Source organism: Agromyces neolithicus (genome assembly GCF_039529735.1).
Classification (GTDB): Bacteria; Actinomycetota; Actinomycetes; order Actinomycetales; family Microbacteriaceae; genus Agromyces; species Agromyces neolithicus.
The window spans coordinates 124401-138089 of sequence record NZ_BAAANJ010000008.1; the positions used below are offsets into that span (position 1 = coordinate 124401).

Annotated in this window: 12 protein-coding genes; 2 read left to right on the top strand and 10 right to left on the bottom strand. The window is 71.4% G+C overall.

The features are described 5' to 3' along the window. Nucleotides 1-3: 3 nt before the first annotated feature. The 6 genes from ABD164_RS12185 to ABD164_RS12210 are packed head-to-tail and all read right to left on the bottom strand — an operon-like array spanning nt 4 to nt 8340. Complete coding sequence (locus ABD164_RS12185; RefSeq protein ID WP_344296476.1) at nt 4-2331, bottom strand: transglutaminase TgpA family protein; 2328 nt, start codon at nt 2329-2331, stop codon at nt 4-6. Next, entirely contained in the window at nt 2321-3736 is a 1416-nt protein-coding gene (locus ABD164_RS12190) for a DUF58 domain-containing protein (RefSeq protein WP_344296477.1), read from the bottom strand. The genes ABD164_RS12185 and ABD164_RS12190 overlap by 11 nt, the downstream gene beginning before the upstream one ends. A 2-nt stretch (nt 3737-3738) precedes the next feature. Beyond that, complete coding sequence (locus ABD164_RS12195; RefSeq protein WP_344296478.1) at nt 3739-4773, bottom strand: AAA family ATPase; 1035 nt, start codon at nt 4771-4773, stop codon at nt 3739-3741. Continuing rightward, entirely contained in the window at nt 4770-5261 is a 492-nt protein-coding gene (gene coaD / locus ABD164_RS12200) for a pantetheine-phosphate adenylyltransferase (protein WP_344296480.1), read from the bottom strand. Before coaD ends, ABD164_RS12195 begins: the two co-directional genes overlap by 4 nt. 50 nt (nt 5262-5311) lie before the next feature. Then, nucleotides 5312-7516 carry an ATP-dependent DNA helicase RecG gene (locus ABD164_RS12205; protein WP_344296482.1) on the bottom strand — a complete coding sequence of 735 codons (2205 nt, stop codon included), beginning with the start codon at nt 7514-7516 and terminating at the stop codon, nt 5312-5314. After that, on the bottom strand, nt 7513-8340 hold the full coding sequence (locus ABD164_RS12210) for a tetratricopeptide repeat protein (RefSeq protein WP_344296484.1): 828 nt from the start codon (nt 8338-8340) through the stop codon (nt 7513-7515). The genes ABD164_RS12205 and ABD164_RS12210 overlap by 4 nt, the downstream gene beginning before the upstream one ends. Before the next feature lie 48 nt (nt 8341-8388). Between ABD164_RS12210 and rsmD the strand changes: the two genes are divergently transcribed. After that, complete coding sequence (gene rsmD, locus ABD164_RS12215) at nt 8389-9039, top strand: 16S rRNA (guanine(966)-N(2))-methyltransferase RsmD (protein WP_344296486.1); 651 nt, start codon at nt 8389-8391, stop codon at nt 9037-9039. Here the strand turns inward: rsmD and thiL are convergent. Next, nucleotides 9009-10004 carry a thiamine-phosphate kinase gene (gene thiL / locus ABD164_RS12220; protein ID WP_344296521.1) on the bottom strand — a complete coding sequence of 332 codons (996 nt, stop codon included), beginning with the start codon at nt 10002-10004 and terminating at the stop codon, nt 9009-9011. The genes rsmD and thiL overlap by 31 nt on opposite strands. A gap of 71 nt (nt 10005-10075) precedes the next feature. On the opposite strand from thiL, the gene ABD164_RS12225 reads away from it, so the two are divergent. Continuing rightward, complete coding sequence (locus ABD164_RS12225; RefSeq protein ID WP_344296487.1) at nt 10076-10594, top strand: DUF3515 domain-containing protein; 519 nt, start codon at nt 10076-10078, stop codon at nt 10592-10594. Nucleotides 10595-10785: 191 nt separating this feature from the next. Here ABD164_RS12225 and ABD164_RS12230 read toward each other — a convergent pair whose 3' ends face one another. The 3 genes from ABD164_RS12230 to ABD164_RS12240 are packed head-to-tail and all read right to left on the bottom strand — an operon-like array spanning nt 10786 to nt 13682. Then, nucleotides 10786-11877 carry a D-alanine--D-alanine ligase family protein gene (locus ABD164_RS12230; RefSeq protein WP_344296490.1) on the bottom strand — a complete coding sequence of 364 codons (1092 nt, stop codon included), beginning with the start codon at nt 11875-11877 and terminating at the stop codon, nt 10786-10788. Continuing rightward, nucleotides 11777-12916, bottom strand: a complete 1140-nt coding sequence (locus ABD164_RS12235) for an NAD(P)H-dependent glycerol-3-phosphate dehydrogenase (RefSeq protein WP_344296492.1) — start codon at nt 12914-12916, stop codon at nt 11777-11779. Before ABD164_RS12235 ends, ABD164_RS12230 begins: the two co-directional genes overlap by 101 nt. Continuing rightward, nucleotides 12906-13682, bottom strand: a complete 777-nt coding sequence (locus ABD164_RS12240; protein ID WP_344296494.1) for a lysophospholipid acyltransferase family protein — start codon at nt 13680-13682, stop codon at nt 12906-12908. The genes ABD164_RS12235 and ABD164_RS12240 overlap by 11 nt, the downstream gene beginning before the upstream one ends. Nucleotides 13683-13689: the final 7 nt, after the last annotated feature.

Below are 13689 nucleotides of genomic sequence, written 5' to 3' on the forward strand. Positions count from 1 at the left end.
ATTCTACGCGCCCGCGGATTGGCGTTCGCCGAACGCCGACTGCGCGCGATCGACGAGCGAGCGGGGCACCAGCACGGCCCGTAGGCGGTCGACCATTCGCTCATCGGCGGCGAGCGCGTCACGTGCGACGGCGAGCTGCCCGATCAGGTCGAGGTCGGCTGCGACGGGGCGCCCGGAAGGACCGTAGCGCTCGTGCTCCACGGCGTCGCGAAGCGCGATCAGGGCGGCCTCGGCGTCGGCGTCGGCGAACGCCTCGCGGTCGGCGACACGTGATGCCACTGCGCGCGGCGTGTCGACGATGCCCACGTCGACCCCGAGGTCGCGTGCGGTCGAGGTGAGCTCGGCCCATGCGGCATCGGCCGGCCGTTCGCCGCGCATGATGCGGCGGTAGCGGCTGGCGCGCTGCCCCGCTCGCAACGCGGCCGGCGCGAGCAGCACCGCGGCGACGAGCAGGGCGACCACACCGCCGCGCAGCCACCAGCTGTCGGTCGCGCTGAGACCGCCGCTCGTGCCGCCCAGCCCGCCACCGGGGTCGACCGCAGCGCGGCCGCTCGCGCTCGGCGCCGCACTGCCCGACTGCGGTACCGGCTCGTTGCCGCTCTGACCGGCGCCCGGGCGCGAGTAGTCGGGCACGAGCCCACGGCCGGGCGTCGGTTCGAACGGCACCCACCCGACCCCTTCGAAGTACAGCTCGGGCCACGCGTGCAGGTCGTGAGAGTCGACCTCGATGCGCTGCACCCCGCCGACGCGCTCCTGTGAGGGGCTCCCCTGTGTGTAGCCGACCGAGATGCGGGCCGGAATGCCTGATTCGCGAGCCATGACCGCCATGGTCGACGCGAAGTGCACGCAGTAGCCCGCACGGGTCTCGAGGAACTGGGCGATGACGTCGAACCCACCACCGTCGTAGCCCTCGTCGACCGGCGCCTCGGTGGAGTACTCGAAGTCGGGCGAACGCAGGAACGCCTGGATGGCGACGGCGGCGTCATATGGCGTCGCCGCAGAGCCGACGACCTGCACCGCGGTGTCGGAGATGACCTGCGGAAGATCGTCGGGAAGGGCGAGGAACGGAGCGAGTTCATCGGGAAGCCGGCGATCGGCGTTGCGCAGCTGCGACGGCGTCGGGTCGATCTCGAGCCAACTCGCCTGGTATTGCTGCCCCGAGGTGTCGGCATCGACGCCCCGCACCGTGAGCGATCCGTCCTCCCAGAACCAGGAACCGCGCAGGCCGTCGACCCGCGTCGTGGGATAGGGCACGGGCAGCCAGGTCGTGCGCACCTGGTCGATGGTCACGTCGATCGGATGCTCTTCGGTCGCCACCTCGCTCGAGAGCCCGTCTGGTTCGGGCATCGCATCGACGGTGTTGTCGCCGTCGATCTGCGCCTCGGTGACCCCCCACGCGGCGCCTTCGAATCGGTCGAGCGTCAGCAAGGTGAAATAGGGCCGCTCGCCGTCGGGCGAGAAGTAGTGGAACGCCGGTCGGGGATCGGGTCGGCGTAGATCACGGCCCAGGTCGATGAAGGGGCTGACGCCACGTCCGAAGATCGAGCCGGGGCTTCCGGTGCCGAGCAACAGGCTCGTCGAGATACTCGGGGTCGCTGCGGCCAGCACGGCGGCGACGACGAGGCCGGTCCCGGCGAGCCCCAGCGTTGCGCCGAGCGTCGACGCGATCGGTACGCGGGCCGGCGAGATCACCGTCGCGGCATCGTCACCTTCGTCGCCGGTCGCGATTCGGGCACGGCGCCGCACCCGCACGTCGACGCGCAGCATCAGCAGGTAGGCCGCCGCGGCGAGCACAAGGGTCGGCGCCTCGGCGCCGGCCTCGATGATGAATCCGGGGATGAGGATCGGCACCAGCGCGGGAGCGGCGGCGAGTGCGGGCATGCGCACCGTCTGCACGAGAATGTCGATGCAGACCGCGAGCAGCCCGACGCCGAGCGCGAGCGCGAACGAGAGCGCCGGCACGGGGATCGCTGGCACCGACTGCTGCTGAATGGTGCGCTCGGCACCACCGAGCAGTTCGCCGAACTCGGTGAACGTGGCGTTGCTGGGCACGATGAGGGCGATGCTCGTCGCGCCGCCGAACAACAGGGTGAGCAGGAATACCAGGATCACGAGCTCGAGTACGGGCACGAGCGACGCGGGGGTGCGGATGGACCGTAGGCCGGCGCCGCCGAAGAGCGTGCCCGCCGCCACGAAGGCGCACATCCACCACCAGCCGCTGCCCGAGATCAGCGGCCCGAGCGCCATCGTCGCCACTGCGATCAGCAGGAACGACGCGGCGGTGAGCGCAAGTCGCTGGCCGCGTGAGAGGGCGATCGGGTCAGGGCGCATCGGCTCGCCCATCGTGCCCGGCCGCATCGGCGTGCCGCGTCGCCAGGGGCGAGTCGGCGGCGACCGTGACCGGCGCGGTCCTCGATCGGGCGCCGCGCCGCGGGTCGGCCGTGCCGGCCCAGGCCCCGCCGATCTCGGTCGGCTTGCGCACTCGCACGACTCGCCAATCGGCGTCTTCGAGCGTGTCGACGACCCGTGTCGAAGTGCTCGCGGTCACGAAGGCGACCGCAGGCTCGAACCCCGGGCGCAGGGCGACCAGGGTCGCCGCGTCGTGCTCGTCGGGCTCGACGAGCACCGCGAATCCCGGCATGCGCGCCTCGCGGGCGCGGGCCGGAGCCGATGATGCCGCCGTCGATGTACGTCTCTCGGGTGATTCGACGCGCACCGGCGATTCGAGGCGGGCGAGGTCTTCGAGCATCGCGCCGTCACCACCGGGCATGTGGTATTCGCCGTCGCTCGTCGAGGCGATGCCTCCGCGCGCGGGGTCTGCGACCGCGTCGCAGCGCACCTGGTAGCCCAGGTCGAGCAGGTGCATGCCGATCGAGGCAGCGATCTCGATGCCCAGCTCGAACCCGGCGTGCACGCGGTCATCGAACTCGTGCTTCGTGCCGTGCGCACGTGCCGACAGCGTCGTGTCGAGCAGGATGCGCGCCTCTGGGTCGCCGCGCTGCTCCTCTTCGCGCACCATCAGCTCGCCGCGGCGGGCTGTCGCCGCCCAGTTCACCCGGCGCAGCGGGTCGCCGTAGCGATACTCGCGCGCGATCAGCTCGTCGGAATTCGGGTGTGTTCGACGCTGCAGCCCGTGCAGCACGCCATCGACGCTCGCCGCGGTGCCGAGCGCGGCATCGAGCGGCGTCACCCGGGGGGTCACGATGAGCTCGCGGGGGTTGCCGACGTCGCGGTCGATACGGGCGAGCGCGAATGGGTCGGTGACGCCGACGCGAAGCGGCCCCACCGCATAGACCCCGCGCCGCGAGACGCGCAGACGGTACTCGAGGTGCACGGTGTCGTCGCCCGACGGGAGCATGCGTTCGAACGGCCCGATCGCGGGCAGCACCGTGTCGGGCGGGGCGACGAGGTCGTCGGGCACGCGGTCACGCCAGTGTGCGCCGTCGAACGTGCGCTTCGAGCGGTTCTTCACCGAGAGCGCCACCCACGTGGACGTACCGGCGGCGATGGTCGCCGGAGTGAACGTGCGGAAGACGGTGAGCCGTGGCGGGCGGAGTGAAACGAAGAGCGCCGCGATCACCGGCATCGCGATCGCGACGAATGCAAGCAGCAGGATGTCGCGCAGGTCGAACCAGAGCGACACCGCCCCGAGCCCGGCTCCCATCAGTACGAGCGCGCCGCCACGCCTCGTGAGTCGCGGCCAGGCGGCGACTCGGGCGAAGCTGGGGCGCTTCATGATCAGTTCCTTCGAGCGCTGCCGACCGGGACCGGCGTCTCTCCTACGATGCGTCGCACGATGGCGTCGATGAGCGGCCCGCTGTCGCGGTCGTGGCTGCCGAGCGCGCGGCTCGTGGGCACGAGGCGGTGCGCCAGCACGGGTACGGCGAGTGCGTCGACGTCGTCGGGGAGCACGAAGTCGCGACCGTGCATCGCCGCGTGCGCCTTGGCCGCGCGGATGAGCTGCAGGGTCGCGCGGGGGCTCGCCCCGAGGCGCAGCTGGCGGTCGTCGCGGGTGGTGCGGGCGAGCTCGACCGCATACTCCTTGACGGGTTGCGACGTGAACACGTGCTGCACGGCGGTGATCATGGCCCGCAGCTCGTCGAGCCCGACGACTGAGCCGAGGTCGTCGATCGGGCTCGAGGTCTCGCGGGTGGCCAGCATCGCCAGTTCGTCGGCCGACGACGGGTAGCCCATGGAGATGCGCGCCATGAACCGGTCGCGCTGGGCCTCGGGCAGCGGGTAAGTGCCCTCCATTTCAACGGGATTCTGCGTCGCCACGACCGTGAACGGCGCATCGAGCCGGTAGGTGGTGCCGTCGGCGGTGACCTGGCGTTCCTCCATGCACTCGAGCAGCGCCGACTGCGTCTTGGGGCTGGCGCGGTTGATCTCGTCGCCGATGACGAGGTTCGCGAACACCGGGCCGCGCTTGAACTCGAACTTGCGGCTCGCCTGGTCGAACACCGAGACGCCCGTCACGTCGCTGGGCAGCAGGTCGGGCGTGAACTGGATGCGGCTGACGGTGGCGTCGACCGAGCGTGCGAGCGCCTTCGCGAGCATCGTCTTGCCGACACCGGGAACGTCTTCGATGAGCAGGTGACCCTCGGCCAGCACCACGGTCAGCGCCGCGGTGACCGCCTCGCGCTTGCCGGCGATGACGGTTTCGACGTTCTGCACGATGGCGGCCGCCCGCGAGCCGACCGCGTCGATGCTCAGGGTCGCGCCCGACGCGACGGGCCCTCGCGTCTCGCCCACAGCTGCGACCGCCTCGCTCATTGGGTCATCGCCGCCTGCAGGTAGTCACCGACGACGGCCGGCACGTATGGGGCGACATCGCCGCCGAGCGCGGCGACCTGGCGCACGAGCGAGCTCGAGACATGCGCGTTCGCCGGGTCGGGCAGCAGGAAGACGGTCTCGACACCGGCGAGGTGCCGGTTGACGATCGCCATCGGAGTCTCGTATGCGACATCGAGTTGCGAGCGGATGCCCTTGACGAGCACCGATGCCCCGACGTCGGTGCAGTAGTCGACGAGCAGGCCCATGCTCCACGAGGCGACGACGATGCGGCCCTCGATGCCGGCGTCGGCGATGGAGCGCTCGATGAGCGACACGCGCTGCGCGATCGGCAGCAGCGCCGACTTGTCGGGGTTGTGCACGACGACGACGTGCAACTCGTCGTAGAGCCCCGCGGCCCGTGCGATGACGTCGAGATGGCCGAGCGTGACGGGGTCGAACGATCCTGGGACGACGGCGATCCGCTGCATACGCCCAGCGTAATGCCCGGCAGGCACCGTTTGAGCACCCGGCGAGAGTCTCAGCCCTTGCTCAGGTAGCCGCTGGCTTCGTCATCGAGGCGCCGTCGCACCGCCGCGGCCAGCGCCGGATGCGCCGCGAGCCCCGGGTCGCCGGCGAGGATCGTCTCGGCGACTTCGCGGGCGTCGGCGATGACGTCGCCGTCTCGAGCGACCCGCAGCAGCTTCAGCGATGAACGACCGCCCGACTGGTCGGCCCCGAGCACGTCACCCTCTTGACGCAGTTCGAGGTCGACCTGCGCGAGATCGAAGCCGTCGAGCGTCGCCGCCACCGCATCGACCCGCTGCCGGGCGAGGGAGCCCGGCACCGAGTTGGTGACGAGCAGGCACAGCCCCGGCACGCTGCCCCGGCCGATGCGGCCTCGCAGCTGGTGCAGTTGCGAGACGCCGAACCGCTCGGCGTCGACGACGACCATGACGCTCGCGTTGGGCACGTCGACGCCGACCTCGATGACGGTCGTGGCGACGAGCACGTCGAGGTCGCCGGCGGCGAAGGCGCGCATCGTGGCGTCTTTCTCGTCGGCGCTCATGCGGCCGTGCAGCGGCGCCACGCGAGCGTCGGCGAAGCGCGGGTGCGCCGCGAGTTCGGAGAGCACCGAGGCCACGGATGTCGCGGGCCCCGCCACATCGGAAGGGGCATCGGTCTCGCCGTCGTCTTCGACGACCTTCGGCTCGATGGCGGGGCACACGACGAACCCCTGCCGCCCCAAGGCGAGCTCTTCGGCGAGCCGTTCCCAGACGCGGGGCCGCCAACCCGGCTTCTCGGCGAGCGGCACGACGTGCGACTCGATTCCGGCACGGCCTGCAGGAAGCTCGCGGATCGTCGAGATGTCGAGGTCGCCGAACACCGTCATGGCGACGGTGCGCGGGATCGGGGTGGCCGTGAGCACGAGCACGTGCGGCGGCTCGGCGCCCTTCAGGCGCAGCGCCTCACGCTGTTCGACCCCGAATCGGTGCTGCTCGTCGACGACCACGAGGCCGAGGTCGGCGAACGAGACCTGGTCGCCGATGAGGGCGTGCGTGCCGACGACGATGCGGGACTGGCCGGCGGCCGCCCGCAGCAGCGCCTTCTTGCGCTCGGCCGCCGGCAGTTGCCCCGTGAGGAGCGTGGGCATGAGCTCGACCGAGAGCTCTGGACCGAGCATGCGGGCGATCGAGCGCAGGTGCTGGGCTGCGAGCACCTCGGTCGGCGCGAGCAGCGCCGACTGGCCGCCGGAGTCGGCGACCGCGAGCATGGCGCGCAGCGCGACGACGGTCTTGCCCGAGCCGACCTCGCCCTGCACGAGGCGATTCATCGGCACGGGCTGCCCGAGGTCGTCGGAGATCTGGGCGCCGACGTCGACCTGGTCGTCGGTGAGCGTGAACGGCAACGCCGCGTCGAAGCGTTCGAGCAGACCGCCCGGTCGAGCCTCGCGGGCGACCGCGTGGTGGGCGCGCAGTTCGGCGCGACGCTCGAGCAGCGCGGTCTGCAGCACGAACGCCTCGGTGAACCGCAGCGTGCGCCGAGCCGCCTTCCAGTCGGCCTCGCGTTCGGGGCGGTGCACCGCCTCGAGCGCCTCACGCTGCCCGTGCAGCCCCCGAGCGGCCCGCACCTCGATCGGAATGGGGTCGTCGACCGTGCCGAGGCCGTCGAGGAGGAACGCGATCGACTTCGCGATCTGCCAGCTCGCGAGCGTCGAGGTCGCCGGGTAGATCGGGATCGGCGCCTCGACCCAGCGTCGGGTGGCGGCGTCGTTCGCGCCGAGCTCGATCGACTCGTCGAAGAGCTCGTAGTCGGGGTGGGCCAATTGGCGCGCGCCCTTGTAGTCGCCGACCTTGCCCGCGAAGATGCCGCGTCGCCCCGGGCGCAGGTCGTGCTCACGCCACCTCTGGTTGAAGAAGGTCAGCGTGAGGATGCCGGTGCCGTCGGAGATCTTCGCCTCGACGATCGAGCCGCGGCGCTGGCGCATGTCGCGCACCCGCACCTCGAGCACCTCGGCCACGATCGTGACGTTCTCGTCGAGCGGGAGGCTCGCGAGCGCCGTGAGCTCGCCGCGCAACGCGTACCTGCGCGGATAGTGCGCGAGCAGGTCGCCTACCGTGCGATGACCGAAGGCTCGCTCGAGCGCCTGAGCGGTGCGCCCGCCGAGCGCGCCCGACAGCTTCGTGTCGAGCGTGTAGCTGCCCGGGACCGCCTCGCCCGGGGCATCCGCCTCTCGCGCCGTCATTCCTCGATCGTAGGCTCCGCCGCCGTCAACGCCGCGATCTCGGCCTGCACGTACCGGTCGTCGGGCCGGGCGACGGCGAGCTCGCGCTGCATCGCCAGGGCCTCGTCGGTGCGGCCGAGGCTGCGCAGGCACCGTGCCACCGACCATCGCGCGACGTGGCGCTGCTCGGCGGTGCCGTAGGCGTCGGCGGCCTCGACCGCCTGCTCGAACTGCATGAGCGCGCCGGTGAGCCGCCCCGAGTCGTGCAGGGTCCAGCCGAGATTGTTGTGCAGCGCCACGCCCCAGCGCAGCACCCGGGGGTCACGCGAGCCGTCGAGCACGTCGAAGCCCTCGGCGGCCCACTCCTCTTCGTGCCCGGCGTCGTTGAGCGCGAGCATGTGCAGCGCGTCGAGCACGAGGAACGTCGACCCCGCGAGCGCCGCTTCGCGTACGCCGCGGGTCAGTTCGGGTACCGCGTCGGGTCGGCGATCGGATGCCGCGATGCGGCCTCGTTCGATCGACACGCGTGCCCGCAACTCGGCGGCGAACGACTCGGGGTCGCCTGGCGTCGACGCGATCGCCGCGACGGCGTCGAGCACCGCGAGGGCTTCGTCGGTGCGTCGCTGGATGCCGAGGGCGCGGGCGAGCTGGGTCGACATCACGGCGCGCAGGTGCGGGCTGTACGCCGCGTCTGCGGCGGCCGCACGGAACCGTTGCTCGCTCGCCTTCGGATCGCCGAAATCCCAGAGGCGGTCGAGCAGCAGCTGCTCACTCCCCCGATGCTTGGACGGTTCGGCGGGCGGGGCGTCGGTCGAGCCGGTGGCTTCATCAGTCAGGGCAGGCACGCTTCCATCATGGCAGCGGCGCGACCCCGCAGTTATGCTTCCGGGAGCATGACGCGCATCATCGCCGGTTTCGCCGGATCCCTCATTCTGCAGGTGCCCCGCTCGGGCACCCGTCCGACGAGCGACCGGGTGCGCGAGGCGATCTTCTCGGCGCTCGAGTCGCGCGACGCCATCGACGGCGCGGCGGTGCTCGACCTGTACGCCGGTTCGGGCGCCCTCGGCCTCGAGGCAGTGAGCCGCGGCGCCGCCGAGGCCGTGCTCGTCGAGCGGGCCAAACCCGCCGCCGACGTCTGCCGCCGCAACGCCGACGCCCTGAAACGACGTGCTCGCGGCCACGCCGTGCGGGTGAGCGTCGCGCAGAAGGTCGTCGCCGCGTATCTCGAAAGCGCCCGCGGCCCATTCGGCCTGGTGTTCATCGACCCGCCGTATGACCTCCCCGAGGCCGCCCTCGCACACGACCTCAGGCTGCTCGCTCCGCTGCTCGCCGACGACGCCGTCGTCGTGGTCGAACGCGGCTCGCGTTCCGCCGAACCCGAATGGCCCGCCGGAATCTCACTCGACCGCCGTCGCGACTACGGCGAGACCACGCTCTGGTGGGCGACCGCCGACCTGGTCGACGGCCCTGCCGACGACGCGGCGCTCGATGACGAGACCGCCGAGGCGCCCGATCAGCCGGCGCGGCCGTCCCAGCCGGCGTAGGGATCCCAGCCCTCGGCAGCCACGGGAGCTGCGTCGACGAAGAGCTCGCCCGTGCCCTCGACGACCCGGCCGATGGCGTCGAACTCGGCCGGCAGTGCCGCGTGCGGCGGGAACGTGGCGAGCAGGCCGTGGTCTTCAGCGCCGGCCAGCGCGAGCCGAACGTCGGCGCCGAGCGTGGCCGCGTCGAAGTCGAGGCCGACACCGCTCGCCTCGGCGAGCCGGCGTGCGTCGCGGGCGAGCCCGTCGGACACGTCGAGCATCGCGGTCGCGCCGGCGAGTGCCGCTGCCACGCCCGCCGATACGGGCGGGCTCGGTGCGAGCTGTGCCGCGATGAGCTCGGGATGCCGCGCACGAAGGGCCGCGGCCAGCTCGCGATCGGGCTCGCCCGAGGCATCCGTGCCCTCGGCGAACAGCAGGCGGAGCCCGCGCGCCGCGTCGCCGCGCACGCCGGCGTGCGCGACCACATCGCCGACCCGCGCGCCCGACCGCAGGATCGGGGCGCGGCCGTCGAGGTCTCCGAACGCGGTCACCGCGATCGTGAGCACCGATGACGCGGAGAGGTCGCCGCCGACGACGCCGGCACCGGGTGCGAGCCGGGCGAGCCCCTCGCGCAGGCCGTCGGCGATGCCCTCGAGCAGCGAGACGGGAGTCGTGGGCGGCGCGGCGATGGCGACGACGAGCGCCGTCGGGCGTGCACCCATCGCGGCGACGTCGGTGAGGTTCGTCGCCGCGGCCTTCCAGCCGAGCTCGAACGGCGTCGACCACGCGAGCCGGAAGTCGGGGCCGTGCACCATCATGTCGGTCGTGACGACGAAGCGACCGTCGGGAGCGCGCACGACCGCGGCGTCGTCACCGACCCCGAGCAGCGCCGCGTCGCCCGGGGTGAGGCGCGGCAGGATGCGCGCGAGCGTCGCCGACTCGCCGAGCTCGGCGACGGTCGACGGTTCGGCGGAGGCGGCGCCCATCGGGTCGGATGCGGCGCTCATCGAGTCGGACACCAGCTCAGCGTATGCCAATGCCGGATACGCTGAGGGTGATGGAACACGCAGTCGCGCCCGCCGCCCGCCGGTGGTTCGCCACCGCCCTCATCGCCCTCGGCGTCGCGCTCGCGACCGCGGGCTGCAGCCCTGCGGTGCCCATGGATGCCGCTGTCGACGCGAGCAGTCCCGACTGCGCCGCCGTCACGGTGCGGCTGCCCGACGTGCTCGCGAGCGGCACCTCGGCCGAACAGGCCGAACGCGAGACGAACGCGCAGGCGACCGGGGCGTGGGGGTCGCCTGCCTCGGTGCTGCTGCGGTGCGGCGTCGAGGCGCCGGGGCCGACCACCGACCGCTGCGTGAGCGTCGACGGCGTCGACTGGGTCATCGACGAGTCCGATGAGCCGCGGTACCGCTTCACCACCTACGGCAGGACACCTGCCGTCGAAGTGCTCGTCGACAACGACGTGGTCTCGGGAACGACCGTGATCGCCGAGCTCTCGCCCGCCGTCGCGGTGATTCCCGCCACCGGCGAGTGCACGACCACCGGCACATCGATCGAAGACGCCATCGGCTGACGGTTCACCCCTGTCGGCCGATCCCCGCCCCGACCCGTCGGCTGATCCCGTCCCAACGGCCCGGCCGTCGAACGTGCATCGGCATAGGCGGTTCCGGGGGTGCTTTCGCGCCAGTCGCACCGTGTTTCGGCCGCGAAAGTGGCAGAAAAGCACCCCTGGAACGAACCTGAGGCGGGTGAGGGACGCTGGGGTCAGCGGGCTCCCGCCGCGTACCCGACCTCGATGAGCTCGGTGATGAGGTCGGCGTAGCTCAGCCCCGAGTTCAGCCAGCAGGTGGGGAACATCGAGATGGGGGTGAATCCCGGCATCGTGTTGATCTCGTTCACGACGAAGCCCTCGCCCGTGAGGAACACGTCGACACGGGCGAGCCCCTGCCCGCCGACCGCCTCGAACGCGCGACGGGCGATGCGCTGCAACTCGAAGAGCTCGCCGTCGCCGAGATCTGCCGGGCAGATGAGTTCGACGCCCGCGGCATCGAGGTACTTCGCATCGAAGTCGTAGAAGTCGCGACCGGTCACGACCACCTCGCCGGCGACACTCACGCGCACGCCCTCGCCAGCCGGCCCCTCGAGCACGCCGCACTCGATCTCGCGTCCGACGACGGCCGCTTCGACGAGCACCGCCCGGTCTTCGGCGAAGGCCAGGTCGAGTGCACCGTGAAGCGCCGACCAGTCGGTCACCTTGGTCACGCCCACCGACGAGCCGGCGCGAGCCGGCTTGACGAACACCGGCAGGCCGAGGCCGTGCACCCGGCGCTTCCACAGCTCGGGGTTCTCGTCGAGCGCGGATCGCGTCAGGGTGACCCACGGCGCCACCTCGATGCCGGCGCCCTCGAGCACGGTCTTCGTGAAGTGCTTGTCCATGCCGACCGACGAGGCCAGCACGCCGTTGCCCACGTACGGCAGCCCGACGAGTTCGAGCAGCCCCTGGATCGTGCCGTCTTCGCCGAAGCGCCCGTGCAGGATCGGGAACACGACATCGACGTCTCCGAGCGACCGCTCGCCCGAGGCATCGGACACCGTCAGCTCGCGTGACGACGCGCTCTGGGGCCAGCGCACGCGGGTGCCGTTGTCGACGACCTCGGGCAGGTGCGCGGGATCGAGCCCGAACCGGGCCGGGTCGTCGGACTCGAGCACATACGCGCCGTCGCGGGTGATGCCGACCGGGATCACCTCGAAGCGGCTACGGTCGATCGCCCCCAGCACCCCGCCCGCCGTGGCGCAGCTGATCGAATGCTCGCTTGAACGCCCGCCGAACAGCAGAACCACCCTCAGCTTGTCCATCTTTGGTCCTTTCGCCCTGGGGCTCGTCGTCGGTCGTGAGATGGGGCGCGATGTCTTTCGGGTCGAGCGTGCCCGCGAGCACCTGCCGTACCTGTTCGACGATGGGCATCTCGACGCCCTTCGCCCGCGCGAGCTCGAGGATCGGCCCGACCGACGCGAGACCTTCGGTGGTCTGCTGCATCTGGTTCACGACGTCATTGAGGTGGTAGCCCTGGCCGAGCAGCCGCCCCGCCGTGTTGTTGCGTGAGAGCGGCGACTGGCTCGTGGCGATGAGGTCGCCGAGACCGGCGAGGCCCGAGAGGGTTTCGGGGTGCGCACCGAAGGCGACCGCGAAGTCAGTCATCTCGACGAGACCGCGCGTGATGATCGACGCCTTCGTGTTCTCGCCGTAGCCCGCACCGTCGACGATGCCGATCGCGACGGCGATGAGGTTCTTGAGCACGCCGCCGAACTCGGTGCCGATGACGTCGGTGTTCACGAACGAGTGGAAGTAGCGGTTGCGGGCGATGGAGGCGACCGCCTGGGCGGTCTCGAGGCTCGTCGACGAGACGACCGCCGCGGTCGGCTGCTCCTTCGCGATCTCGAGGGCGAGGTTGGGGCCCGAGATGACGGCGATCTGCGACTCGTCGATCGGCAGCACCTCGGCGATGACCTCGCTCATGCGCTTGCCGCTGGACTTCTCGACGCCCTTCATGAGCGAGATGACGATGGCGTTCGCGTTCAGGTGCGGCGCGAACATCGTGAGGTTGTCGCGCAGCGACTGGCTCGGCACCGACACGTACACCTGCTCGGCGCCGGCGAGGGCGAGGTCGAGCCGGCTCGTGGCGCGCACGCCCAACGGCAGGTTCACGCCGGGCAGGTAGTCGCTGTTGCGCTTGGCCTCTTGGATCTCGCGGGCGACCTCGGGGCGGCGCGCCCACATGACGACGTCGGCGCCGCCGTCGGCGAGGATCTTCGCGAACGTCGTGCCCCAACTGCCGGCGCCGAGTACGGCGACGCGCTTGCCCGCGACCTTTCGGGTGTGGCTCCTAGTCTTCAAGGCGACCCGTCTCTTTCTGGCCGTGGGCGGCGGGATCCCAGCGCTCGGGCGGCGCCTCTTCGTCGCGCACCTCGGCGAGCAGCGCGGCGATCGCGTTCATGAGCTCGCCCGTGGCTTTCAACAGGCTCGACTGATCGAGGGGCTTGCCACGATAGGCGCTGAGGTCGAGCGGTTCGCCGATGATCACGTCGATCGTCTTGCGCGGGAACAGGCTGATCTTCTTGCCGTAGCGCGGCATGAGCGCCTGTGTGCCCCAGTGCGCGACGGGAACGATCGGGATGTCGCGCTCGAGGGCGATGCGCACCGCCCCGGTCTTGCCGCGCATGGGCCAGAGGTCGGGGTCGCGCGTGAGCGAGCCCTCGGGGTACACGACGACCATGCGACCCTTCTCGACGAGCTCTTCGGCCGCGCGCAACGCCGCGTGGCTCTTGCTGCCCGCCCGCTCGACCGGAATCTGCCCCGAGGTGCGCAGCAGCCAGCCGAGCACGGGGTTCGTGAAGAGCGACGCCTTCGCGAGGAATCGGGGCGCACGCCCGAGCTTCCAGCTCGCGGCACCGATGACGACCGGGTCGATCTCGCTGTAGTGGTTCGGCGAGAGCACGAAGGCACCCGTCTGCGGCATGCGTTCGCGGTGGTGGAAGCGGAAGCGCACCGCGAGGTTGAAGATCGGCAGGACCAGTGCGGCCAGGACCCAGAAGAACGAGGGGCGGCGGGTCTCCGAACGTGCCTTCGCAGGATGTTCGGCAGACGAGTCGTCGTGTGGCACTCCCCTA